This window comes from Methylotuvimicrobium sp. (genome assembly GCF_050611805.1).
Taxonomy (GTDB): domain Bacteria; phylum Pseudomonadota; class Gammaproteobacteria; order Methylococcales; family Methylomonadaceae; genus Methylotuvimicrobium.
Genome location: NZ_JBNGHF010000052.1, coordinates 1 through 22,348 on the forward strand (window position 1 = coordinate 1; position 22,348 = coordinate 22,348).

The following is a 22,348-nucleotide window of genomic DNA, read 5'->3' on the forward strand; positions in this document are numbered from 1 at the left end:
GCTAACAGCTAACAGCTAACAGCTAACAGCTAACAGCTAACAGCTAACAGCTAACAGCTAACAGCTAACAGCTAACAGCTAACAGCTAACAGCTAACAGCTAACAGCTAACAGCTAACAGCTAACAGCTAACAGCTAACAGCTAACAGCTAACTACATACTATTGAACGGTTAATATTCCATGCGTCTTGAGCAATTGAAACCCCGTATTTCTTACCAAATGCTGCTGCTGGCCGGTTTTGCTTTGGCCGCTAGCGCCTTGCTCGGCATCGGCGATTGGAACACGCGCGATTTGATTGAGATGCGTCGGTTAGAAGATTTAAAAGCTTCGCTTGCGCAAGTGATACCGGACGAACTTTATGACAACGATTTGCTGCAAAGTACCGTGATCGTGCCGGGTGACGGCTTGTCGAATGCGCAGGAGATTGTAGTTTATGTGGCGCGCAAACAGGGCCTTACGAAAGCAGCGGCTTTTCGTTTGACCGCACCTGACGGTTATTCGGGCAATATCGATATGGTTATCGGTATCGACCGAAACGGTGAAATATTAGGCGTGCGAGTGATTGCCCATGCCGAAACGCCGGGGCTCGGCGATAAGGTCGAAATCGCTAAGTCCGACTGGATCTTAAGTTTCAACGGCCGTTCGCTCAAGAACCCGACCGTCGAACAGTGGGCCGTTAAGAAGGACGGAGGCGAATTCGATCAATTCAGCGGTGCCACGATCACGCCGCGTGCCGTCGTCAACGCCGTCCGTCGGGGATTATTGTTTTTCGACAAGCATCGTTCCGAAATCGTCGAATGATCCGTGTTATTGGAGACTTGAAATGTTGTTACCCGAAACCTACAAAAAATTAGCCGGCGAGGGCCTTTGGCATAACAATGTCGTGTTTGGCCAAAATTTGGCGCTTTGTCCTCTGTTGGCGGTGACAGGAACGGCAACCAACGGCTTGGGCATGGGGCTTGCGACACTGGTTGTATTGGTTTGTTCAAACGGATTAGTGTCGCTTAACAGGCATTTGATTCCCTCGGAAGTCAGGATTCCGGTGTTTGTTTTGCTAATCGCCGCGTTGGTGACGCTGGTCGATATGACAATGAATGCTTGGCTGCATGAGATGCACAAAGTGTTGGGTTTATTCATCCCGCTGATCGTCACGAATTGCGCGATTTTAGGACGCGCAGAATCCTATGCATCGAAGCATCCGGTTGCCATGTCGTTGTGGGACGGCTTGATGATGGGTTTCGGTTTTACCTTTGTATTGGTTCTGCTGGGGGCCGTGCGCGAAATCATTTCGTCCGGAACTTTATTCGCGAATGCGTCTTTATTGCTAGGCGAATCTTTGGCGTTTCTGGAAACGACATTGATTCCGGATTACAAAGGGTTTTTGTTGACGGCCTTGCCGCCGGGCGGGTTTATCGCGCTCGGCTTTATCATCGCCGGCAAGCGACTGGTCGATAGGCGATTAGCCTCAAAAGCGATTCGTGAAACGATCGGTGAACCATTGACGGAAAGTTAGAGGAATCGCGATGAATGTCGGAATTTGTTACGGGGACGCCGATCGACAAACGTGGATGCGAATCGAGGTGCCGGGAGAGAGTACGATCGAGCAAACGATCGCATTGTCGGGATTGTTGAAACAGTATCCGGAAATCGATTTAACGGTCCAAAAAGTCGGTATATTCGGCAAAATAGCTAAATTGGATACCGTCGTGCAAGACGGCGACCGCGTCGAAATCTATCGTCCGATTATTGCCGACCCGAAATTGGTTAAGCGCCGAAAGCTTTAGGATAGAAAGGTACTTTCTACATCCAAGACATATCCAGCCTACTACTCCCTTTTGATTGAAAAACCTTGTAAGAATAAAATATGGGATGTGTCTATCGAGGACCGCCGTGAATCCATAGGGGCTTGACAGCAGCTCCCTGTTGCAGCTCTAAAAGGGTTACTTTTATTAGATCTAAAGTAACCTTTTTCCGACCGACCCCTTTTTCCTTTTTATGACCCCTCGACTCGAGAAGCTTCCCGTTCTTATAGCTCGGCTTCCAGTTCGATGAGCAGCGCTTCAATATCGTTCCATCGAATATTCCTACTGATTGGATGAGCGGATAGTCGCTCAAGGGTTTTCTGGTGTTTACGCTTCATGGCCATTGATTATTAGTACCAATATACAAATGGTTGAATATTTGATTGTACGATTACCCACATTTTCAAAGAGCAGTGATGTTAAGTTCACGACAAAAATCTTTTTTATGGTTTATTTATATCAATAAAACAATGACATAGATATTCTTAAATAACTGGCACGAGCTGTGCATTAAGCTTATTGACAAACATAAGCGAGGTGCCATTCATGGAATTGCCAGTACTCAACGAAATACCTGCAAGCAAAGGCGGATGCTCCGCCGGTTCTTGCGGTTCTACCGACGACCAGATGAACCATTTGTCCGAAGAGATTCGGGCCAAGGTGCAAAATCATCCTTGTTACTCCGAAGATGCCCATCATTATTTCGCGCGTATGCATGTTGCTGTTGCTCCTGCCTGTAACATTCAATGCCATTACTGCAACCGCAAATACGATTGCGCGAACGAGTCGCGTCCCGGCGTTGTTTCGGAACTGCTGACGCCGGACCAAGCCGTCAAGAAGACGATGGCGGTCGCGGCGAACATTCCGCAAATGACCGTGCTCGGTATCGCCGGTCCCGGTGATCCGTTGGCCAATCCCGAAAGAACCTTCGAAACGTTCCGGCAGCTCAGTCAAGACGCGCCGGACATCAAACTCTGTGTCTCGACCAATGGTCTGGCCTTGCCGGATTCGGTCGAAGAACTGTCCAAACACAACATCGACCATGTCACGATCACGATCAACTGCGTGGACCCCGAAATCGGCGCGAAGATCTATCCGTGGATCTTCTGGGAAAACCGGCGCATCAAGGGCAAGAAAGGCGCGAATATTTTGATAGAGCAGCAGCAAAAAGGGCTCGAAATGCTCGTCGCAAAAGGCATTTTGGTCAAGGTCAATTCAGTAATGATTCCCGGCGTCAACGACAAGCATCTGGCCGAAGTCAGCAAGATCGTCAAGGCGAAAGGCGCGTTTTTACACAATGTGATGCCGTTGATCGCCGAAGCCGAGCACGGCACATTCTACGGCGTGATGGGACAGCGTGGGCCGAATGCAGCCGAACTGCAGGATTTGCAAGACGAATGTTCCGGCGATATGAACATGATGCGCCATTGTCGCCAATGCCGCGCCGATGCTGTCGGATTGTTGGGCGAGGATAGAGGCGACGAATTCACGATGGACAAGATCGAAACGATGGAAATCGATTACCAGGCCGCGATGGAAAAACGCAAAGTGATTCATCAAGCGATCGAAGCCGAGATGAACAGCAAACGCGAAGTGAAGGCCGAAAAAGCCGAGCAGTTTGCACAGGAAGAAAAAATGACTACGCGTCCGGTTTTGATGGCGGTCGCAACCAGCGGGCAGGGTGTCATCAACGTGCACTTCGGTCATGCGAAGGAATTTCTGGTTTACGAGGCTTCTCCGGACGGCGTGCGTTTCATCAGTCACCGCAAGGCCGATCAATACTGTGGCGGCGATACGACCTGCGGCGACGGCGAATCGGTGCTGCAGCGTACGATTCGTTCTTTGGAAGGCTGCGAGGCCGTCTTGTGTTCGAAGGTCGGTTTCGAGCCTTGGGAATTGCTCGAGCAAGCCGGCATCATGCCGAACGGCGAACATGCAATGGAGCCGATCGAGGATGCTGTGATGGCCGTTTATAAGGAAATGGCGCAAAGCGGAAGGCTGGATGAAGCAGAGCAGGCCGAGCGAGCCGTTGCTTAGGTTTGTAGGGTAAGCACCGCATACCTTTGCGAAAGATTTACAAAAACCGTAAGCCTTGGGCATTGGTGCGCGATGAGCACCCTACGCGGCTTGTTGCGAAGCCAGCCTCTGCTGTTTGCCGCGATGCGTGCGGTGCTACTAGAGATGAACCAAATAACCGGAAGAGATTTCTTATGGCTCTAAAAATCATCGAATCCTGCGTCAATTGTTTTGCTTGCGAGCCGCTATGTCCGAGCAAAGCGATTTATGAAGCAAAACCCCATTTTTTGATAGATCCGAAAAAATGCACCGAATGCGAAGGCGATTTTTCGGTACCGCAATGCGCGAGTATTTGTCCGATCGAGGGCGCTATTCTCGATATGTTCGGCGAGGCGTTGAATCCGCCCGGATCTTTGACCGGTATTCCGCCGGAGAAAATGGCCGAGGCGATGGCCGAATTGCAGGCGCATTAAATTGCGGGAGCGATGCTTGCATCGCGGCGATTGCGCCGATTTAATCATAATTCGAGGAACTGCGAATGGCCTTGATCAATTTCTACGAAAAAACTGGCTGTCTCAATAACGTTCGGCAAAAACAATTGCTGGTCGAAGCCGGACATGTGCTGATCGTGCATGATTTGTTGAATCAGCCTTGGTCCGACGAGTCGGCGAAGTTACGGTCGTTTTTCCGTAATAGACCGGTTTCCGACTGGTTTAATCCGAGCGCGCCGAAAATTAAGCATGGCTTGTTGAACCCAAACGTAATGACGGAGCTTGAAGCTATCAGTGCAATGGTCGATGACCCGATTCTGATCCGTAGACCGTTGCTGGAATCGGGCGGCATCCGCATTGCCGGGTTCGATCCGGTTCTGGTCGATGCTTGGATCGGCTTGACGCCGGGTTCAGCCGCACGCGACTGGGAAACCTGCACTCGCATTGAGACAAGCGCCGGGTGTAACCCGTGAATGAGGCCGAATTAATCGATAAACAAGGTTGTCCCAAAGCGGTCGAGCTGTCCGAGAGGGTTCACTGGATAGGCGCATTGGATCCCAGTCTTCGTACTTTCGATATTATTTTGAAAACCGCTAACGGTACGACCTACAACGCCTACGCGATCCGCGGCAGCGATGGCGTTGCTGTTGTCGATACGGTCAAGGAAGGCTTCGCCGAAGATTTTTTCGCAAGGCTTGAAAGCATCGCCGATTACGACGAAATCAAGATCATCGTGCTGAACCATCTGGAGCCCGATCATACCGGCGCTTTACCGGAATTAATGCGGCGCGCGCCGGGAGCACAGTTGTATATATCGCAAAAGGCGCAAGCGATGCTGAAAGCCCTGTTGAAACAAGACCAAATGAGCTACACACCGGTCTTGACCGGCGATCGTGTATCGCTCGGCGACCGAACCTTGGAGTTTTTGCATACGCCTTATCTGCATTGGCCCGATACGCAATGCACTTATTTGCCTGAAGAAAAAATTTTATTTTCCGGCGACGTTTTCGGTTGTCATTTTTGCGACAACCGGCTCTTCAACGACCGGGCCGGCGATTTCCGTTTTTCGTTCGAATATTACTACGCGCACATCATGCGTCCGTTCAAGGACTATGTCGTGCGCGCGCTGGATTTGATCGAGCCGTTGGCGGTATCGACCATTGCGCCGACTCATGGCCCTATTTTACGTGATAGACCGGATCGTTATGTGCGCCGTTACCGCCAGCTTTCTGGGTCGTCGTTGGAAAGTGAAATCAGTCCGGAGCATAAGACCTTGTTGATTTTTTATATTAGTTCCTACGGCAATACCCGGCGCATGGCCGAGGCCGTTTACAGCGGAGCGATGCAGGTTCCGGACGTCAGAGTGTCTTTGTACGATTTGGAAGGCGGTGAAGTCGAACCGTTCGTCGATTTGATCGAAGAAGCGGACGGTTTGGTTTTCGGCACGCCGACGATCAACGGCGATGCGGTCAAACCAGTCTGGGATTTATTGTCGTCGCTGACCGTGATTAACATCAAGACTAAACTCGGGGCTGTGTTTGGATCCTATGGCTGGACCGGAGAAGGTGTGCCGCTAGTCGAGGACAGATTACGGGGTCTGAAGATGCGTGTACCGATTCCGGGTTTGCGCGTCAAATTGATACCGACCGACGAGGAACTCGAAGCTTGCCGCGAATTCGGCTTGCAACTCGCCCAGGAATTGATGGGGTTGAGAGCGAGGAAAGTCATCGACATGGCAGACTTGGTATGAGCGGTAGGCCAATGAAAAAAGGCTTAACACTCCGTGCGAGCGACGCCTTCGTCGCGATTGCTCGAAGTTTAAATCCTTCAGCTTCGATATCGCTTTCGATAAGCGAACGGTTTTGACCTCGGCAACCGGAATTCGGGATGTCTTCTACAGAGACAATATGCCGACTAAAAGCCGAGAATTTATTTAACACAACATCCTTAAGGAGCAAACCAATGGCCAAATCGACCATTACATTCGAAGACATTAACGTAACCGTCACTGTGCCTGCCGGCACCCGTATTATCGAAGTTTCGGAAAAAGTCGGTTCCGGCATAACTTACGGTTGCCGCGAAGGCGATTGCGGCACCTGCATTATGAAAGTAACAAACGGCTGGAATCATTTGACAGAGCCGTCGGTACTTGAAGACAAGGTTTTACGCGAAAACATGGCCGGTAAACACAACCGTCTGGCGTGCCAAGCTCAGGCATTGGGTGGCGAAATTTCGGTCAGACCCGTTTAAATATTCAAGAGGAACTCATCATGGCATTAGTAACCTTCACGAATCCCGAATACCGCGACAAAACCGTCTATGCGGTGGCCGGGAGTCATACGCAAACCGTATTGAAGCTGGCACTCGAAAATAAGATACCGATCAATTTCGAATGCGAGGACGGCGAATGCGGCACCTGTCTAGTCAAAGTCAGCAGTATTGACGACAAACATCAACGCATGGGCGGACCTCTGACCGACAAGGAAAAAACCTTGCTGCTTGAGCTGGGTAAGATCACGAAGGACCAAGTCGAAACGATGCATGTCGACGATTTGCCGACCGACTGGCGCCTAGCTTGTCAAATGATCGTCAGGGACGAGGATATTCGAGTCCAATATTGATGCATCTAGAAAGCTTTGCTTCTCGCGTCGGCTTTTATTCGAATCCGGTCATGACCCGCGAACAATTGTATCGGAATTTAACCGAAGGTTCTAACCGATCTCCGAACGCGATCTGGCTGGCGCAAATCATTACCAGCTGGCGGTTCGGGGAGGGCGTTTTGCCCGATTGCCTAGGACTCGAACCGGATCAGTTCGAAAAATTGTTAAAGCGCTGTTTTCCGGGAGCGGATATCGAAAGACAAGCCACGTCAGGTAAAGTCCTTGATTTCAGCCGAATGCTGGAGCGGGAAGACCTGGAAAAACTACTGGCCGAATTTCGGTCTTCCGCCGTTGCCGAGTCCGAATGTATTGCCGCGATCATTGTTGCCGCCTGTCTCGGCAGCGATCACCTCTGGCAGGATTTGGGGTTATGGTCGCGTAAGGAGCTGTCGGCGCTGCTGACACATAATTTCCCGGACCTGGCCGCACGAAACACCAAAGACATGAAATGGAAAAAGTTTATCTACAAACAATTGTGCGAAGCGGAAGGCTTGTATCTGTGCCGCGCGCCGTCTTGCGAAGTATGTGTGGATTACAGGCAGTGTTTCGGGCCGGAGGACGACCGCTGAAAATCTTGGAAACGGAGCGCTAGCGAAGTGAAGATTTTTAGTCCCCGATAGCCGTAGCGCCGGGTGTTTTGCCGGAGTCTGCGCGACTAGCGCAGGCGGAGGCAAAATACAAGGCATCGCGACACGGCGTCAAGCCATTTGTGGGAGTGCTACGGAGCCGCATCGAGTTTACGAGGATGTGGCGTAGTGGCACGGACGCAGGGCGAATCGGGGCCGCCGAAGGCATTAGCAGTCGCGTAATTTTTGCTGATTTTTCAAGCAGGATGCCCGGAAAAATCTTTCGCAAAAATAGCGACTCCCTATCGAAAGTTGTAATCGGAGAATAGGCTGCGTAGCTGAAAGGTGCGCGATGCACAGCCTATATCTGGAGCTTATTAGCCTAGGTACATCAATGGCGAATTTAAGTGGCTCATATTTTTGCCCTTCAGGCATGGGAAGTTCTGAATTGCTTGCAGCAATTGAATCCCTTATGTATTCAACAAGGAGCCGTTTTTCGGACAACTCCAATTTGGTAATTTCATCCTTTATTTCTTCCGGTCTCATCTATTTGCCTCTTTTCGTTCGGATAAGATGACTTGGAGTCACCCCTTAGCCTGTTCTATACCTTTCGCACTTCAAATTTCGGCAGTGCCTGAGGAGGCGCCGGGGTGTGTTCTGGCCCCTCACCTAACGCTAGGTGAGGGGCCAGCATGGAGCTGGCATAGAGCCTACATGGACGTATTCACCCAGCACCTAAATAAGCCATGATTTTGAATCATTGCCAATGACCTATGGAATTTAGGTGCTGGTTTTAGGTGCTGGGTTCACGGCGTCCTTTGACGGACACCCTGGTGCCGAATTTTGATCTGCGATGGGTATAGTCAATATGCCAAAGTAAACAAGCCGCTCTGCGTCTCATGATAGAGAAAGAACTATGAGAGCGCAAAACGAGCAGCACAAAGCCTGGAAACCCTAACAGCAAATATTGTGTCTGATCAGCGCAAACGAGTATAAATGTCCCCGCCAATCGATCCAAAATCTCCCTCCCCACCTCGGACTATCCCCTTCAAAAAACTTCCAATTGTCGCAAATACGACAAAGCCGAATTCGCTACAACACTGGTAAATCAGAGGTTTAAAGATTGGCACGGCGGTTGCAGTATTCCAAGTAACTCTTTTCGGAAGCGTGCCATGAAATCGACTAAAGACATTGCCGAATTGCTGGACGAGCCAGCTTGCGAACACAACAAGAAGGAGAAGTCCGGCTGCGCGAAACCGAAACCCGGTTCGGCGGCGGGCGGCTGTGCGTTCGACGGCGCTCAGATCGCGTTGTTGCCGATCGCCGATGTCGCGCATATCGTGCACGGGCCGATCGCCTGCGCCGGCAGTTCGTGGGACAACCGGGGCACGCGCTCGTCGGGTTCGGATTTGTACCGCTACGGCATGACGACCGATCTGACCGAGCAGGATGTGATCATGGGGCGTTCGGAAAAACGTTTGTTTCATTCGATCAAACAGGCGATCGACAGTTACGATCCGCCTGCGGTCTTCATCTACAACACCTGCGTGCCGGCTCTGGTCGGCGACGATATCGGCGCGATTTGCAAACAGGCCGAACAGCGCTGGGGCGTTCCGGTCGTGCCGATCGATTGCGCCGGTTTTTACGGTACGAAGAATCTCGGCAACCGCATAGCCGGCGATGCGATGGTCAATCATGTGATCGGCACGCGTGATCCGGATACGTTACCGGAAGGCAGTTCAAGGCCCGGCATCCGGGTGCATGACGTCAATCTGGTCGGCGAATACAACATCGCCGGCGAGTTCTGGCATGTGCTGCCGCTGCTCGACGAATTGGGCCTACGCGTGTTGTGTACCTTGTCCGGCGATGCTCGTTTCCGCGAGGTGCAGACGATGCACAAGGCCGAAGTAAACATGATGGTATGTTCGAAGGCGATGGTCAATGTCGCGCGCAAGCTGCAACAGAAATACGGTACGCCGTGGTTCGAAGGCAGTTTTTACGGCATTACCGACACCAGTCAGGCCCTGCGCGATTTCGCGCGCGTGATCGGCGACCCCGATTTGACCGAACGCACCGAAGCATTGATTGCCCGCGAGGAAGCGCGTATTCGCAAGGAATTGGAGCCGTGGCGCGAACGGTTGGCCGGCAAGCGCGTGCTGTTGTTCACCGGCGGCGTCAAGAGCTGGTCGGTGATTTCGGCATTGCAGGATTTGGGCATGGTCGTCGTCGCGACCGGCACGAAAAAGTCGACCGAAGAAGACAAGGCTCGCATCCGGGAATTGATGGGCGAGGATACCGTAATGATCGAGGACGGCAGCCCGAAGGCCTTACTGAAAATCGTCCGCGATTACCAAGCCGATATTCTGATCGCCGGCGGCCGGAACATGTATACCGCGTTGAAGGCTCGTGTGCCGTTTCTGGACATCAACCAGGAGCGCGAATTCGGCTACGAAGGCTATCAAGGCATGCTGGAGTTGGTTCGGCAATTGGCGCTGACGATCGAGAGTCCGGTTTGGCCGGCCGTTAGAGCTCCGGCGCCGTGGAAAGCCGCAACAAGTATCACGTATGGCGAAACGGTGCGCGTGGCGTACCCTACAGCGGGGTGATCGACGATGGCCGAAATACTCAAACGCAATAAAGCATTGTCGGTCAATCCGCTCAAGGCCAGTCAGCCGATCGGCGGTTCGTTGGCGACGCTCGGCTTCGATCGCGCGATTCCGATGCTGCACGGCTCTCAGGGCTGCACCGCCTTCGCGAAGGTGTTTTTCGTGCGCCATTTCCGCGAACCGATTCCGCTGCAGACGACTGCGATGGATCAGGGCAGTTCGGTGATGGGCGCAGACGAAAACGTCATCGAAGGCTTGAAGGCGATCGCCGAAAAATCGAATCCGGCGTTGATTACCGTGCTGACGACCGGTCTCGCCGAAACGCAGGGCGCCGACGTGCACCGTAACGTTCGCGAGTTCCGCGTCAAATATCCCGAATACGATCATGTTGCGGTCGTTGCGGTTAACACGCCCGACTTCACCGGCTGCGTCGAAACCGGTTATGCCGCGACTTTGACCGAAATCGTCCGCACGCTGGTGCCCGATGCCGCAGAGGCCGGTACCAAACCGGGCACCCGCAAACGCCAAGTCAACGTGTTGGCCGGTCCGATGTTGACGCCGGGCGATCTCGAAGCCTTACACGATTTGATCGAACAGTTTCAATTGCGGACGGTATTCGTGCCGGACATTTCCGATTCGCTGGACGGAGTCCTGACCGATCAGGATTTCTCTCCGGTCACGATCGGCGGCACGCCCCTATCGGAAATGGCGACCTTGGGCGATGCGATGGCCACGCTGGTGATCGGCGCATCGTTGAAAAAATCCGGCGAACTGCTGCAGGAAAAAACCGGAGTCATAAGTTATTACTTCGATCATCTATACGGCCTACAGGCGAATGACACATTCATCATGACGTTGAGTAAGATTGCCGAGCTAGATGTACCCGAACGCATTGAACGGCAGCGCGCGCAACTTCAGGATGCGATGCTCGACACGCATTTCATGCTCGGGCAGCTCCGGGTCGCGGTCGCCGCCGACCCGGATCAACTCAATGCGTTCGTCGAACTGATCTCAGAAATGGGCGGCGAAATCGTCGCGGCGGTCAGCGCGGCCAATACCCCGGTGCTGGGCCGGGCGAAAACGGACCGCATCAAGATCGGCGATCTCGAGGATCTGGAAGTCATCGCAAAAGAACGCAATGCGCAATTGCTGATCGGCAATTCGCATGCGGTTGCGGCCGCCGAACGACTCGGCATTCCGATATTGCGCGCCGGATTTCCGCTCTACGACATCATCGGCGGCTACCAGAAGACTTGGATCGGCTATCGCGGCACCCGTCAAACGCTGTTCGATCTGGCCAATCTGGTCATTAATTTCGCGCACGAGGAGATCGAGCCTTATGACTCGATCTATGCGCAAAAAACCGAAACCGAACGCCGCCGGGCCGCTTGATCATGTCCGTGACCCGGCGCATGCACATCGTACAACCTTTGGAACAGAGAATGCCCATGGATACCGCGATCAAAATCGCTTTCGCGACGACCGACATGAACACGGTCAATCAACATTTCGGTTCGTCCAAATCATTCGCGGTCTATGCGGTCGACCCGGACCGAAGCGAATTATTGGAGGCCGCGCAATTCGGCGATCTCGCGCAGGACGGCAATGAAGACAAATTGTCGGTCAAGCTGCAGATGCTCGAAGATTGCGCTGCAGTGTACTGCCAGGCGGTCGGGGCGTCGGCGATCAAGCAATTGGTCGCACACGGCATTCAGCCGGTCAAGGTGCACGAAGGCAGCAAAATCGCCGATTTGATCGCCGACCTGCAGAACGAATTAAAATCGGGACCGTCCAGTTGGCTCGCGAAGGCGATCAATAAGGCTAAAGGATTCGACCCTTCGCGCTTCGATGCGATGGAAGAGGAGGGCTGGTCGGAATGATTGGTATACGCGAGTTCCCAGGGGTTTCGATTGTTTCAAATTTCAAAAAAGGTACGCGATGCGTGCCCTACGGCTTTTATAAATCATAGAGGATACACACCATGAACCAAGCAGCAATGGCCATCGAAGAGAATGATCCCTTCATGAGCTCGGATTTCGTCGCGGAAATGCTCAAGCAATTGCGCGCGCTCGATACTTATGACACCTATGAAGGGTGGTCCGAGGAAAAGATCATCGACCCGTTAATCCTGACCAAGGAGCGCAAGCGCGAGATACCGATCGTCGGCGACCCCGACGAGACCACCGTGGCGCGCATCAAATCCTATTACAACGCAATCGCCTCGTTGATCGAAAAAAAATGCGGACTGATGGCCGTGCCGTTCGTCAATCTGACGCACGAAGGCTTCGGCCGGGCGCTGGTGATGGTCGGCAAGTTGATTGTGGTCGACAAGACCTTGCGCGACGTTCACCGCTGGGGATTTCCGACCTTGGAAGCGTTATGCGAGCAAAGCGAAAAACAGATCGACAAGGCGCTGGAGTTGATCGAGCAATATAAAGAAGTCGCCGAAAGCTGAGGAGATCGATATGACAGCCGAAGACATCAAGCAACTGGAAAAACAAGTCAAGAAAACCAAGCGTTTGGCCGGTGAACAGGCAATGGAGTTGCACGATCTGATAGAGGACCGTTTACCCGATGCCTATCAGGAATTGATGGACGTCGCCCAGGCGACCTACGATGCCTGCAAGGCGTGGGATGAAGCCAATCAAAGACTACTCGCCGCACAGGCGGAAACCGCATAGGTGGCGGCATGGCGGAATTGGTAACTGGAGTAACTTTCGGCGGGACGGTTTGGATGCCTTCCTATGTTAGCGATTTGGATCAGCGCACCTGCATAGGCTGCGGCCGCTGTTTCAAGGTATGTCCGCGCGATGTCTTCGATCTGGTCGAGAAAGACGAGGTACTCGAAGCGGAGGATTTCGACGACGATTACGGCGATTTCGAAGACGACGACAACAGCATGGTGATGAGCATCAAGAATGCGGACGATTGCATCGGCTGCGAGGCCTGTTCGAGAGTCTGTCCGAAAAGTTGCTTCACCCACCAGCATAAGGAAGCTGCCTGATAGCAGTTTAGAGAGGTTTTATGTTCAAACTGAAATCCGGACAGTTGCTCGCTGCGATATCCTTCGCGGCATTCGCACTTTTGATGGTGTATTTGATCGTCAGTGATTTGTATCTTGTCGGTCCATTTTAACGCGGAGAAAGCTATGAGTTTTGTAGAAGAAATCGAAGATCTGGAATCGGCCGAAGATTTTTTACAGTATTTCGAACTGGAATACGAACCGTCGATCGTTCATGTTAACCGTCTTCATATTCTGCAGCGTTTTCACGATTACCTGGCCCAGGCCGAGAGTAAGTTTCCTGAAGATGAAGACGCTTTGCGAGCGGTTTACAAGCAATTATTACTACGCGCCTATCACGATTTTGTCGAATCCGACGCGCAGACCGAAAAGGTCTTCAAGGTCTTCAAGATGGGCGAGCCGCAAACGGTGTTCGTGCCCTTGGGCGACATCCGATTATGATCGAGGAGCGTTTCGACGAAGAACGCTTCGATTTCGGCGAAGCGGTTCGCCTGACCCGCAACGTGCGCAACGACGGCACCTATCCGGGTATGGCCATCGGCGAATTGCTGGTACGGCGCGGCAGCGTCGGTCATGTCATCGAAATGGGCACGTTTCTGCAGGACCAGGTGATTTACACGGTACATTTTCTCGACCAGGGTCGCATGGTCGGTTGCCGCGCCGAGGAATTGGTTCCGGCGGGCGAGCCTTGGAATCCGAGTCGTTTTGAATTCCGGGATAAAGTCGTGAGTACGATCGATTTAGGTATTCACGGACAAGTAGTTGCCCAGCAAGGACAAGAGGGCGAAGTGCTCAAGGTGCTGAGAGATTCCGTGCCCGTTCAATATCATGTCCGTTTTCCCGGAAGAACACTGCAAGTACCCGAAAATGTATTGCAGCCTGCTAACCCGGAACTCTTTACCGAACCGGAGAAATGATATGAACGCTATTGCCGATATTGCCATTGACCCCTATACCTTGCTGCGTTCCTCATTGTCATTGTTCCGCAAACCCCCCGCGGATTTGGAACGCGAGCAATTGAAGCAGGCGGCAAGACAGGCTCTGAATGAGTACCAAATCGAATTGCGCGTGTTAAGTTCGAACGAGGCGGCAGGCGTGATTATTACAAGTGAGGAAGTGGACGCCGCATTGTTGGAAGTGCGCAGCCGATTCGGTAGCGACGAGGAATTCGAAACGGCGTTACAACTGAACGGACTCGATGCTGAACGGTTGCGCATGGCTATATATCGAGAGTGCAAGGTTAATACCGTCCTGGATAAAGTCTCAGCGCGAGCGCCGAAGGTCAGCGATGTCGAAATCGGTATTTACTATCACACGCATCCCGAAAAATTCAATCTTCCGGAACGCCGAGCGGTGCGCCATATCTTGATTACAGTCAATCCTGATTTTGCTGAGAACGGCCGCGACAGTGCGCTACAACGCATACGGGAATTGCAGCAAAAACTGTGGCGCAAGCCGCATAAATTCGAAGATTTGGCGTTGAAATATTCCGAATGCCCGACTGCGCTGCAAGGCGGGATGCTTGGCGTATTTGCCAAAGGAACGCTATATCCCGAGATCGACGAGGCGCTGTTTGCGCTGAAGAAAAATGAAATCGGCGGCATCGTCGAAACCGAAATCGGTTTCCATTTGGTCCAGTGCGTCGAGATTCATAAGGCGGAAACGCTTTCGCTGCAAAAGGCTACGCCGAAAATCCGGCAGATCATGCAGGAGCGTTACCGGCGCAATTGCCAACGATCCTGGTTGGCGGGGTTGTCTCGGGAATAGTCGATAGTGAATAGTGAATAGGGAACAGATAGCAGAGAGCAGATAATAATGAATAGTTCGCTGTTTCCCAAACTCCGGTTTGGGAAAGCCTTCACGCACGTTCTTGCTTGCCGGTTTCGAGAAGCTGGAGTTTCTCGTACCTCATTCCCAAGCAAAGAGCTTGGGAATGAGCAAAGAGGTGTGCCGAATAACTAAGGGCGGCTGAACACATGATCCATTTACTATTCACCTTTCACTATTTACCAATCACAGCCACTTCATGAAACTTACGCGGAGCATTTATGCAAAAAACCAATAAGACATGTTCTTTTTGCGGGGTCGAGGCGTCGGTCGACGTGCCGTTGATCGCCGGCAACGACGGGCAGATTTGCGAAGCTTGCGTAATCTTGGCGAATCAGGTCGTTTCAAGCTGGGGAAAGAAAAAGCAATTGGCCGAAATGCACGGGCCATTGCCGAAACCGGCCGAAATCAAGCAACTGCTCGACGACTACATTATCGGACAGGATCTCGCGAAAGAGATTCTGGCCGTTGCGGTCTACAACCATTACAAGCGCTTGAAGCACGAAAGTTCACAAATCGGCGGATTGGGCGCTTCCGACGACGGCGTCGAAATCGGCAAGTCCAACATTCTGCTGATCGGGCCTTCCGGAACTGGTAAAACGCTTCTGGCCAGTACTCTGGCCAAGATTGTCGGTGTGCCGTTTGTAGTTGCCGACGCGACGACGCTGACTCAAGCCGGATATGTCGGCGACGATGTCGAAAACATCCTGGTGCGCCTGCTCGATGTCGCCGACGGCCATATCGGCAAGGCGGAATGGGGCATCGTGTACTTGGACGAAATCGACAAGATCGCCCGTAGCCCCGAGCAGGCTTTCGGCACACGGGATGTTTCGGGCGAAGGCGTGCAACAAGCGCTATTGCGCCTAGTCGAGGGCTCGCATGTCAAAGTGCCGAACAAAGGGCGGCGCAAGGACGGCAATAATGCCGATTCGGTCATCGTCGACACGCGCAACATCTTGTTCATCTCCGGCGGCGCATTTCCGGGGCTTGAAAAGCATGTCGAAAAGCGTTTGGTGCCGAAAAACACCGCGATCGGTTTTCATCGTGAAGCCGATCGGCCAGACGAAAAGCCGAATGTGGAAGACTTACTCAACGCGACCGAGCCGGACGATTTGAAACGCTTCGGCTTGATACCTGAATTCATTGGGCGTTTTCCGGTGTTGGCCCCTTTAGAACCGCTCGATGTCGATGCGCTGATTCAGATTCTAACCGAACCGAAAAACGCGCTGGTCAAACAATATCAACGCTTGTTCGCCTATGACGGCGTCAGTCTCGAATTTACACCGGATGCGTTGGTCGAGATCGCCGATAAGGCAATCGCGCGTAACACCGGCGCTAGAGGGTTGCGCAGCATCATGGAAACGATACTGCGCAAGGCGATGTTCGACTTGCCGACGCGCGGCGATGTCGAGACTTGCATCGTTGATGCCGAAGTCGTCAAGAAAGGTGCGCCGCTCAGACTAATCGAACATGACCAAGAGTCGGCATTGAAAAAACAGGCCGGGGCAGGGTGACTCGAAAAACAGTATTGTTTCGAAATCGCGACCGACGCGACTGTGGGAGCGATCCCCTGATCGCGATATCGAAGTCGAAAACATCAGGAGAATCAATGCTATCGAAGCCACATTGGCTAAGATGGCAAGACTGTTTCTACAGTTTAAAAATATACTTCGCGCGGCCACATTTTCGGTTTTCTAACGCGCTCTTTTGTCCGGTAGCTACGTTACCTACATGGATGTAGGTAAGGGGCGTGAGCAGGAGCGGAAGCTTTGCGAAAACAGTTACATAGCTTGCTATGCGCCTGTTTTCGCGCCTTGCTACCGAACAAAATAGCATTGCCATAAAAGCCGAAAACATGACCGCGCGAAGTATAACTCTGAGTACAGAGTCTGGGAATTGATCTCTCCCTTTCTTTGGGAGAGTACTGGGTTAAGGGCGTCAACAACCTACGTTTTTTCGAGCCCACTCTTAAAAATTCGGCCTGATGGCCTTTCCACATTTACCATTGAGAGACTGTAAAAATGAGCACCGAAGACAAAATACGCAAGCAACTAGCCGAAAATCCTATCATCCTCTACATGAAAGGCGTTCCAACCGCTCCGGAATGCGGGTTCTCGGCGAAAACGGTCGGAATTTTAAACGCAACCGGAATTCCGTTCTCCTATGTTAATGTCCTGGCAGCGCCATTCATCCGCGAAAAACTGCCGAAGATTTCCCATTGGCCAACCTATCCGCAATTGTTCGTTAACGGCGAGTTGGTCGGCGGTTGCGATATCGTCGAAGCGATGCATAACGATGGCAGTTTGTTACCCTTATTGCAAAAAATGTCGGTGAAAACAGTTTCGAAGGCAACGGCCAGTGATGCGATAACGCCCATTGAAGTCGAGAGCCTGATTAAAAATCGATATCCCGATGCGGTCATCGAGATCGATGGCGAAGGCTGTAATCTGTCGATTACGGTGGTCAGCGAGGCGTTTGCTGGTTTAACGTTGGTCCGGCAACAACAAGGCGTCATGGCGGCTTTGGCCGATGCTTTGGCTTCAGGCCGTTTGCATGCGGTATCGATGAAGACTTTTACGCCCGAGCAACAGCGGGAGCAAGCCGAAACCCCGGCTTCCGGTTTACTGCAAATTCAAGCGTGAGTTATTACCAATGGCCAAAGTAGGTATATTTTTCGGAACAGATACCGGCAGGACGAGAATGATCGCGAAAACGATCGCGAAAAAAATCGGCCCCGATACCGCAAAGCCGGTCAATATTCGAACGGCTATCGTTGAAGATTTGCTTGATTACGATGTATTGATATTGGGCACACCGACCTATGGAGAAGGTGAGCTGCCCGGCAAATCGACGGGTAATCAAACCGAGAGTTGGGAAGAGTTTATACCGAAATTAAACGGACACGATTTCAACGGGAAAAAAGTGGCGCTTTACGGGCTGGGTAATCAAAAGAGTTACGGCAAAAATTTTGGCAGCGCCGTACGCTATTTGTACGATGCCTTTACATCATGCGGTGCTGAAATCATCGGCGGAGCATGGGATACTGGGAATTATCAATTCATTTACTCGAAAGCGGTCATTGACGATAAATTTGTCGGGCTCATTTTGGATGAGGAAACGCAAAAAGAGCTCACCGACGAACGATTGGACAAATGGTTGGAAGGCATTCGACCGGTTTGGACTTAGGTATTGGGTGTTCGGACGCCGCGCCTTTTCTCTTTTAAATAACCTCTGGCCTGATGTTTGCTGTACTGGAAAGCGGAGTTGAAACACTATGGCTATAAGAAGAATTCAAGAGCCTATTTGTCAGGGATTTCAAATCCCGGAATTAGGAGGGTTTTCTTTTATAACCGTCGTAGTTCAAAATTCGGCACCGGGGTGATCGTCAACGGACGCCGTGAATACATCCATGTAGATACTCTGTTTAAAATCAAGTTAAAAATAGGCATTTTTCTGCTATTCAGCGATTGACGGAATTGCATAAAAACGCGTGTTATCGAATGGTTTATCATGCTTGAGCATGCCGTGAATCGCATGTAACAATTTACGCATGACCGCACAACAGGCTTGCAACGGTAATTTACCCATATCAAGGAGATGTTGGTAATACGCCTTAATATGGCGATCATGCTGCACAGCGCTCCAGACAGGCATATACAGGGCGGCGCGAATCTGGCTGTTACCGGCCTTGGATATACGCGTTTTTTTGTGGACACTCGTGCCGGAATCAAAAGCTCTTGGATCGAGCCCCGCAAACTTGACCCACTCACGGTGCGACATATCCGCAGGCAAAATCAGTAGTTCTCCCATGAGGGCAATCGCACTGGTATTGGCAATACCCTTAATGCTCGTGAACAAAACTAATGCTCGACTGAGTTCCGGATGTTTTTCGATCAATGCCAAGGCGCCAGCCGTTAACTGATCGATACGCTTATCTAATTGATCGATGGCTGCTTGTGCATCTTTTAGCACGGCTTTGGGTGTTTCAACTGTTGCGCTTAAGGCATGCAGCTGATTCTTTGCTGCTGTTTTTTGATCGGTTAGCGCATTAATACGGCGTGAGAAACAACGTAAAGCGATCTTTTCATTCGAAGGACGGGACCAAGGCACAAAATCCATCCGTTCGGCATACACCGCCAGAGTATTCGCGTCCACATCATCTGTTTTACTATTGTTCATCAACACTTTAGCAAAGTTATGAGAGACCTTGGGATTGATGACCATTACCTTGACGCCGGCATCATGGAGCGCAACGGCTAAATCGAAATGATAACTGCCGGTGGCTTCCATACACACGATAATGCCGGACAATTTGTTCAGTTTCTTGGCCATCCGGGCATGATCAGTTGGGGTATTGGAGAACTTCTGCGGATTGAAAGGTTTGCCATTTTTGCGCACCACCAAAACCAGTTCTTTAGATCCTACATCGACGCCAGCGAAGATACGGGTTTGTGTGTCAAGTGAAGCGCTGTTAATTTGTTGATCTGCCATGTTTAATTGTTATTCTGTGATAAGGAAAGTAAACTAGTCATTGGTTCCCGACCCTGCGTATGCACCTACCATCCTTGTGAATGCAGGCTCTAAGCCTCAGATACTCCGCGGTATAGGTGAATAGGGCGGGGGCCAATCTACATGACAGGCTCTGGTTTAATCCAGTCCTCAGGCTCAAGCGGCCTCCCAATGAACTCGGTACAGCTTAAAGTATTTCCTGGCTAAAATTCATTTAAATTAATCATACAAGGCTCTATGCCAGCATCCATGCTGGCAAAGCCTTTACCGATCACACTGGCGCCTCCTTAAGCATCGCCGAAATTTGAAATGCGAAAGGTATAAATCAACGCATAGCAAAAATGCAATGTGTTGCTCATCACTCTTAATCGATGCCGGCAGACAGTCCGGTTACGCTATAGATAATAAGGCTTTGCGATCCAGTCGCGCAGCACCGCTTCGTCGCGTTGCGGCAGATAGGCGAAGTCGCCGCTGATGTCCTGAAAGACAGCTTGCGCGCAGTACGGCGAAACGAGTTTTCTTTTGACCATATAAAAGAACCACGCAAAAGGATAGCCTGCTTGGCGGTCGAAGCGGTTCAGTAGTCCGCTTAGCGTGTTACCTTTTTTGCCGGCTAAATCTTCGAGATAGGGCAGGCGGTTTTTTTGGATGTTGATGATTTCGGCATTGACGATTTGTTCTCCAAAACGGCCGGTATGTTGCGAAGGTTTGATCAGCCAGTCTTCCGACAAATGGTTTTTTTGGCCGGCACTGCTGCGATTCCAATCGTCTATAAAACGTTGCACGGGTTGTTCGATTGCATGATGCGCGTTAATGGCTTCCATGAATAATCTAATATCGGTTTTGCGTCGGTAAGCGTAACGGGAGGTTCCGACCGCGACGCATTCGACCGTTGCGGGGTTCAGCGGGTCGATGAGTTCTTCCAAGTCTTCCGGCGGTTCATTTTCGTTGATTAACAGCCGGTCCAACACCTCACGGGTCTTGTCGATTTCAATCAGCGTGAAATCTTCAGCTCTGTGACCGGTTTGCACAACGAAAAATAGCGATTGTCCGGACTGCCGTGTTGCGATCAATCGTTGCTCGCGGGTATGTTCGATCAGTGTTTGCAGATTTTGGCCGCATTCGATGAAGGTGCGCTCGCTCCATTCGATCAGGTCCCACGCGATGCGCCGATTGTTGGAATCGACGACGCCTCCGATGCGGTACCATTCGTCCCCGACCCAGGCCAGGCGGACCGGGTAGTTAGGTATCAGTGTGCGTAATTGATCAAGTAGCAGGTCGTCGTTCGGGCCGGGTATCAGTTTTTTGCAACAATCGGCAATAAGTTGTGCGGCTATTAATGTTGGCGATTCATTCATGATCGGTTCCTGTAACGGATGGGTCGTTCAAGCGTCTGAGCGCCAATTCGCGTACATCATGTTCCGGATCGTTTGTCAGCACAGACAGATCGTTCGGATCGGCTCGTAGCGCGGCGGTATAGCGCACTAGCCAATCGTTGTCGTTAAGCAAAGGAGCCAAGTCTTGAGTCGCCATGCGTTCAGCCAGAACACGACGAACCTCGGGTGCAGGGTCGTTGATCATCAACCCCAAGCTGACTTCCGGTAGGCGTTCGGCAACAATTTGCCGAACTTTCAAATCGTCGTCCTTGATCAAGCGAAACAACCGGCCCTGCGGTAAGCGTTTGGCTACCGTGAGCCGAACGAAATAATCGGTATCGCCGGCAAGCTTTTCCAGATGTTCCAGGCCGATACGGTCGGCGACCGTAATACGGACTTCGCGATCCGGGTCGTCGATCAACTGCATCAGATGTTGCTGCGGCAACCGGTAAGCAACCGCTCGACGTACGACTTCATCCTCATCGCCGACCATTTTGTTCAGAGCTCTTTGGGGAACATAACGAACCGCGATGGCACGCCGTTCCCAAAATTTATCGTGCAAAAACGCCAAGGCATATTGAGGATTGACGCGGAAGAAGCGGTCGATTTGCCGGCCGCTTTCAGCCATTACGCAAGTGTCCCCAGGCATGCAGCGCCCCATCAGTAGCGTCTTATTCCGAAAACGGCATAAACTACAGTCGGCTATCGGCGTTGCTACCGGTTCAGTTGGTTCATTCATCCGAACTCTCATTCACCCATGATTTCGGCAACGACAAACCCGGTCGCCCGCTCGAAATCGTGTGTCAAACATAAACAATGATCGCGCCCGTCGACGAGATACAAATTGAAACCGGCGCGTTCGAGCACCGGTTGGTGATTTGGAATATCGTCATCCATGCAATAGGTGAAATGCACACCGGGATGACCGGCTCTGAGTTGACCGATGACGGCTTCATCGATTCCCTGGTTTTCGACGGTCGCGGCGATCACGTCGGCCAATTCGGGCGTGATCATCGCTCAGGCCGGCAACGGCAGGATGCAATTATCGACCGGGCAGACCCGGACGCATTGCGGTTTGTCGAAATCGCCTTCGCATTCGGTGCAGGTCTTTTTGTCGATTTCGAATACGATTTTGCCTTCCGTGATCGAATTGGTAGGGCAAACCGGTTCGCAATCGCCGCAGGAAATACATTCGTCGGCAACAATATATAAAGCCATGACAGCCTCCTTATAAACGTTTCGCTTGAAGAGTCGTCGGAATTTTCGGCGGGGGCGAGAGCGGTTCGAAGTAATATCGCGAACCGTCGCCTAGCACGACTTCGCCGCCCCATTTGTCGGGGGCGTCGAATTCCAGCGACTCTATGGTTTCTTCCAGATCTTTCTTCGCGACATAGAACAGCAATTTGCCGTCGTCGCGTTTTCTGAGCATCACGCTGGGCATTAGGATCTCCAATCTAATTAAGTCGGTCGGGT

At 51.7% G+C, this 22,348-nt stretch carries 28 protein-coding genes; 22 read left to right on the forward strand and 6 right to left on the reverse strand.

Features of this window, described 5'->3' with window-relative positions:
- Window positions 1–180: 180 nt before the first annotated feature.
- The 22 genes from rsxG to ACRJJO_RS18465 all read left to right on the forward strand — a co-directional run bounded on the left by rsxG (window position 181) and on the right by ACRJJO_RS18465 (window position 18,176).
- Window positions 181–801 carry an electron transport complex subunit RsxG gene (gene rsxG, locus ACRJJO_RS18360; protein WP_431067072.1) on the forward strand — a complete coding sequence of 207 codons (621 nt, stop codon included), beginning with the start codon at window positions 181–183 and terminating at the stop codon, window positions 799–801.
- A 22-nt stretch (window positions 802–823) separates the two neighbouring features.
- Window positions 824–1,513 (forward strand): electron transport complex subunit E, encoded by a 690-nt coding sequence (locus ACRJJO_RS18365; RefSeq protein WP_431067073.1) that lies wholly within the window; start codon window positions 824–826, stop codon window positions 1,511–1,513.
- 10 nt (window positions 1,514–1,523) lie between these two features.
- Window positions 1,524–1,784, forward strand: coding sequence for an RnfH family protein (locus ACRJJO_RS18370; RefSeq protein WP_431067074.1), 261 nt, complete (start codon window positions 1,524–1,526; stop codon window positions 1,782–1,784).
- Window positions 1,785–2,348: 564 nt separating this feature from the next.
- Window positions 2,349–3,839: a nitrogenase cofactor biosynthesis protein NifB gene (nifB, locus tag ACRJJO_RS18375; RefSeq protein ID WP_431067075.1), complete on the forward strand. Its 1,491-nt coding sequence runs from the start codon at window positions 2,349–2,351 to the stop codon at window positions 3,837–3,839.
- A 173-nt stretch (window positions 3,840–4,012) separates the two neighbouring features.
- A complete protein-coding gene (locus ACRJJO_RS18380) occupies window positions 4,013–4,291 on the forward strand; it encodes a ferredoxin (RefSeq protein WP_017842384.1) in 279 nt (92 codons plus the stop codon).
- A 65-nt stretch (window positions 4,292–4,356) separates the two neighbouring features.
- A complete protein-coding gene (locus ACRJJO_RS18385; protein WP_431067076.1) occupies window positions 4,357–4,782 on the forward strand; it encodes an ArsC/Spx/MgsR family protein in 426 nt (141 codons plus the stop codon).
- Entirely contained in the window at window positions 4,779–6,059 is a 1,281-nt protein-coding gene (locus tag ACRJJO_RS18390) for an FprA family A-type flavoprotein (protein ID WP_431067077.1), read from the forward strand. Before ACRJJO_RS18385 ends, ACRJJO_RS18390 begins: the two co-directional genes overlap by 4 nt.
- A 212-nt stretch (window positions 6,060–6,271) precedes the next feature.
- The gene (locus ACRJJO_RS18395; RefSeq protein ID WP_431067078.1) at window positions 6,272–6,559 is read left to right on the forward strand and encodes a 2Fe-2S iron-sulfur cluster-binding protein; all 288 of its coding nucleotides are present in this window, start codon (window positions 6,272–6,274) and stop codon (window positions 6,557–6,559) included.
- A gap of 20 nt (window positions 6,560–6,579) precedes the next feature.
- Window positions 6,580–6,930 (forward strand): 2Fe-2S iron-sulfur cluster-binding protein, encoded by a 351-nt coding sequence (locus ACRJJO_RS18400; RefSeq protein WP_431067079.1) that lies wholly within the window; start codon window positions 6,580–6,582, stop codon window positions 6,928–6,930.
- The gene (locus ACRJJO_RS18405) at window positions 6,930–7,538 is read left to right on the forward strand and encodes a nitrogen fixation protein NifQ (RefSeq protein ID WP_431067080.1); all 609 of its coding nucleotides are present in this window, start codon (window positions 6,930–6,932) and stop codon (window positions 7,536–7,538) included. Before ACRJJO_RS18400 ends, ACRJJO_RS18405 begins: the two co-directional genes overlap by 1 nt.
- Before the next feature lie 1,169 nt (window positions 7,539–8,707).
- A complete protein-coding gene (gene nifE, locus ACRJJO_RS18410) occupies window positions 8,708–10,141 on the forward strand; it encodes a nitrogenase iron-molybdenum cofactor biosynthesis protein NifE (RefSeq protein WP_431067081.1) in 1,434 nt (477 codons plus the stop codon).
- 6 nt (window positions 10,142–10,147) lie between these two features.
- Window positions 10,148–11,533, forward strand: coding sequence for a nitrogenase iron-molybdenum cofactor biosynthesis protein NifN (gene nifN / locus ACRJJO_RS18415; RefSeq protein WP_431067082.1), 1,386 nt, complete (start codon window positions 10,148–10,150; stop codon window positions 11,531–11,533).
- A gap of 56 nt (window positions 11,534–11,589) precedes the next feature.
- Window positions 11,590–12,021 carry a nitrogen fixation protein NifX gene (gene nifX, locus ACRJJO_RS18420; protein ID WP_431067083.1) on the forward strand — a complete coding sequence of 144 codons (432 nt, stop codon included), beginning with the start codon at window positions 11,590–11,592 and terminating at the stop codon, window positions 12,019–12,021.
- 101 nt (window positions 12,022–12,122) lie between these two features.
- On the forward strand, window positions 12,123–12,596 hold the full coding sequence (locus tag ACRJJO_RS18425) for a NifX-associated nitrogen fixation protein (RefSeq protein WP_431067084.1): 474 nt from the start codon (window positions 12,123–12,125) through the stop codon (window positions 12,594–12,596).
- Between the two features lie 10 nt (window positions 12,597–12,606).
- Window positions 12,607–12,822 carry a CCE_0567 family metalloprotein gene (locus ACRJJO_RS18430; RefSeq protein WP_431067085.1) on the forward strand — a complete coding sequence of 72 codons (216 nt, stop codon included), beginning with the start codon at window positions 12,607–12,609 and terminating at the stop codon, window positions 12,820–12,822.
- An 8-nt stretch (window positions 12,823–12,830) separates the two neighbouring features.
- Window positions 12,831–13,145: a ferredoxin III, nif-specific gene (gene fdxB, locus ACRJJO_RS18435; protein WP_431067086.1), complete on the forward strand. Its 315-nt coding sequence runs from the start codon at window positions 12,831–12,833 to the stop codon at window positions 13,143–13,145.
- Window positions 13,146–13,289: 144 nt separating this feature from the next.
- Window positions 13,290–13,604 (forward strand): nitrogenase-stabilizing/protective protein NifW, encoded by a 315-nt coding sequence (gene nifW / locus ACRJJO_RS18440; protein ID WP_431067087.1) that lies wholly within the window; start codon window positions 13,290–13,292, stop codon window positions 13,602–13,604.
- Window positions 13,601–14,080 (forward strand): nitrogen fixation protein NifZ, encoded by a 480-nt coding sequence (locus tag ACRJJO_RS18445; RefSeq protein WP_431067088.1) that lies wholly within the window; start codon window positions 13,601–13,603, stop codon window positions 14,078–14,080. Before nifW ends, ACRJJO_RS18445 begins: the two co-directional genes overlap by 4 nt.
- Window position 14,081: 1 nt before the next feature.
- Window positions 14,082–14,930 carry a nitrogen fixation protein NifM gene (gene nifM / locus ACRJJO_RS18450; RefSeq protein WP_431067089.1) on the forward strand — a complete coding sequence of 283 codons (849 nt, stop codon included), beginning with the start codon at window positions 14,082–14,084 and terminating at the stop codon, window positions 14,928–14,930.
- 281 nt (window positions 14,931–15,211) lie between these two features.
- A complete protein-coding gene (clpX, locus tag ACRJJO_RS18455; RefSeq protein WP_431067090.1) occupies window positions 15,212–16,504 on the forward strand; it encodes an ATP-dependent Clp protease ATP-binding subunit ClpX in 1,293 nt (430 codons plus the stop codon).
- Between the two features lie 507 nt (window positions 16,505–17,011).
- A complete protein-coding gene (gene grxD, locus ACRJJO_RS18460; RefSeq protein ID WP_431067091.1) occupies window positions 17,012–17,632 on the forward strand; it encodes a Grx4 family monothiol glutaredoxin in 621 nt (206 codons plus the stop codon).
- Window positions 17,633–17,642: 10 nt separating this feature from the next.
- On the forward strand, window positions 17,643–18,176 hold the full coding sequence (locus ACRJJO_RS18465) for a flavodoxin (RefSeq protein ID WP_431067092.1): 534 nt from the start codon (window positions 17,643–17,645) through the stop codon (window positions 18,174–18,176).
- Between the two features lie 270 nt (window positions 18,177–18,446).
- On the opposite strand, the gene ACRJJO_RS18470 is transcribed toward ACRJJO_RS18465, so the two are convergent.
- From ACRJJO_RS18470 to nifT, 6 genes are all read right to left on the reverse strand, one after another.
- Window positions 18,447–19,481: an IS110 family transposase gene (locus tag ACRJJO_RS18470; RefSeq protein ID WP_431067093.1), complete on the reverse strand. Its 1,035-nt coding sequence runs from the start codon at window positions 19,479–19,481 to the stop codon at window positions 18,447–18,449.
- 413 nt (window positions 19,482–19,894) lie between these two features.
- Entirely contained in the window at window positions 19,895–20,857 is a 963-nt protein-coding gene (locus ACRJJO_RS18475) for a hypothetical protein (RefSeq protein ID WP_431067094.1), read from the reverse strand.
- Window positions 20,850–21,614 carry a 4Fe4S-binding leucine-rich repeat protein gene (locus tag ACRJJO_RS18480; protein WP_431067095.1) on the reverse strand — a complete coding sequence of 255 codons (765 nt, stop codon included), beginning with the start codon at window positions 21,612–21,614 and terminating at the stop codon, window positions 20,850–20,852. The genes ACRJJO_RS18475 and ACRJJO_RS18480 overlap by 8 nt, the downstream gene beginning before the upstream one ends.
- Window positions 21,615–21,622: 8 nt before the next feature.
- Entirely contained in the window at window positions 21,623–21,889 is a 267-nt protein-coding gene (locus tag ACRJJO_RS18485; protein ID WP_431067096.1) for a DUF6129 family protein, read from the reverse strand.
- A 3-nt stretch (window positions 21,890–21,892) separates the two neighbouring features.
- The gene (locus tag ACRJJO_RS18490) at window positions 21,893–22,168 is read right to left on the reverse strand and encodes a 4Fe-4S binding protein (protein WP_431067102.1); all 276 of its coding nucleotides are present in this window, start codon (window positions 22,166–22,168) and stop codon (window positions 21,893–21,895) included.
- A complete protein-coding gene (gene nifT, locus ACRJJO_RS18495) occupies window positions 22,104–22,316 on the reverse strand; it encodes a putative nitrogen fixation protein NifT (RefSeq protein WP_431067097.1) in 213 nt (70 codons plus the stop codon). Before nifT ends, ACRJJO_RS18490 begins: the two co-directional genes overlap by 65 nt.
- Window positions 22,317–22,348: the final 32 nt, after the last annotated feature.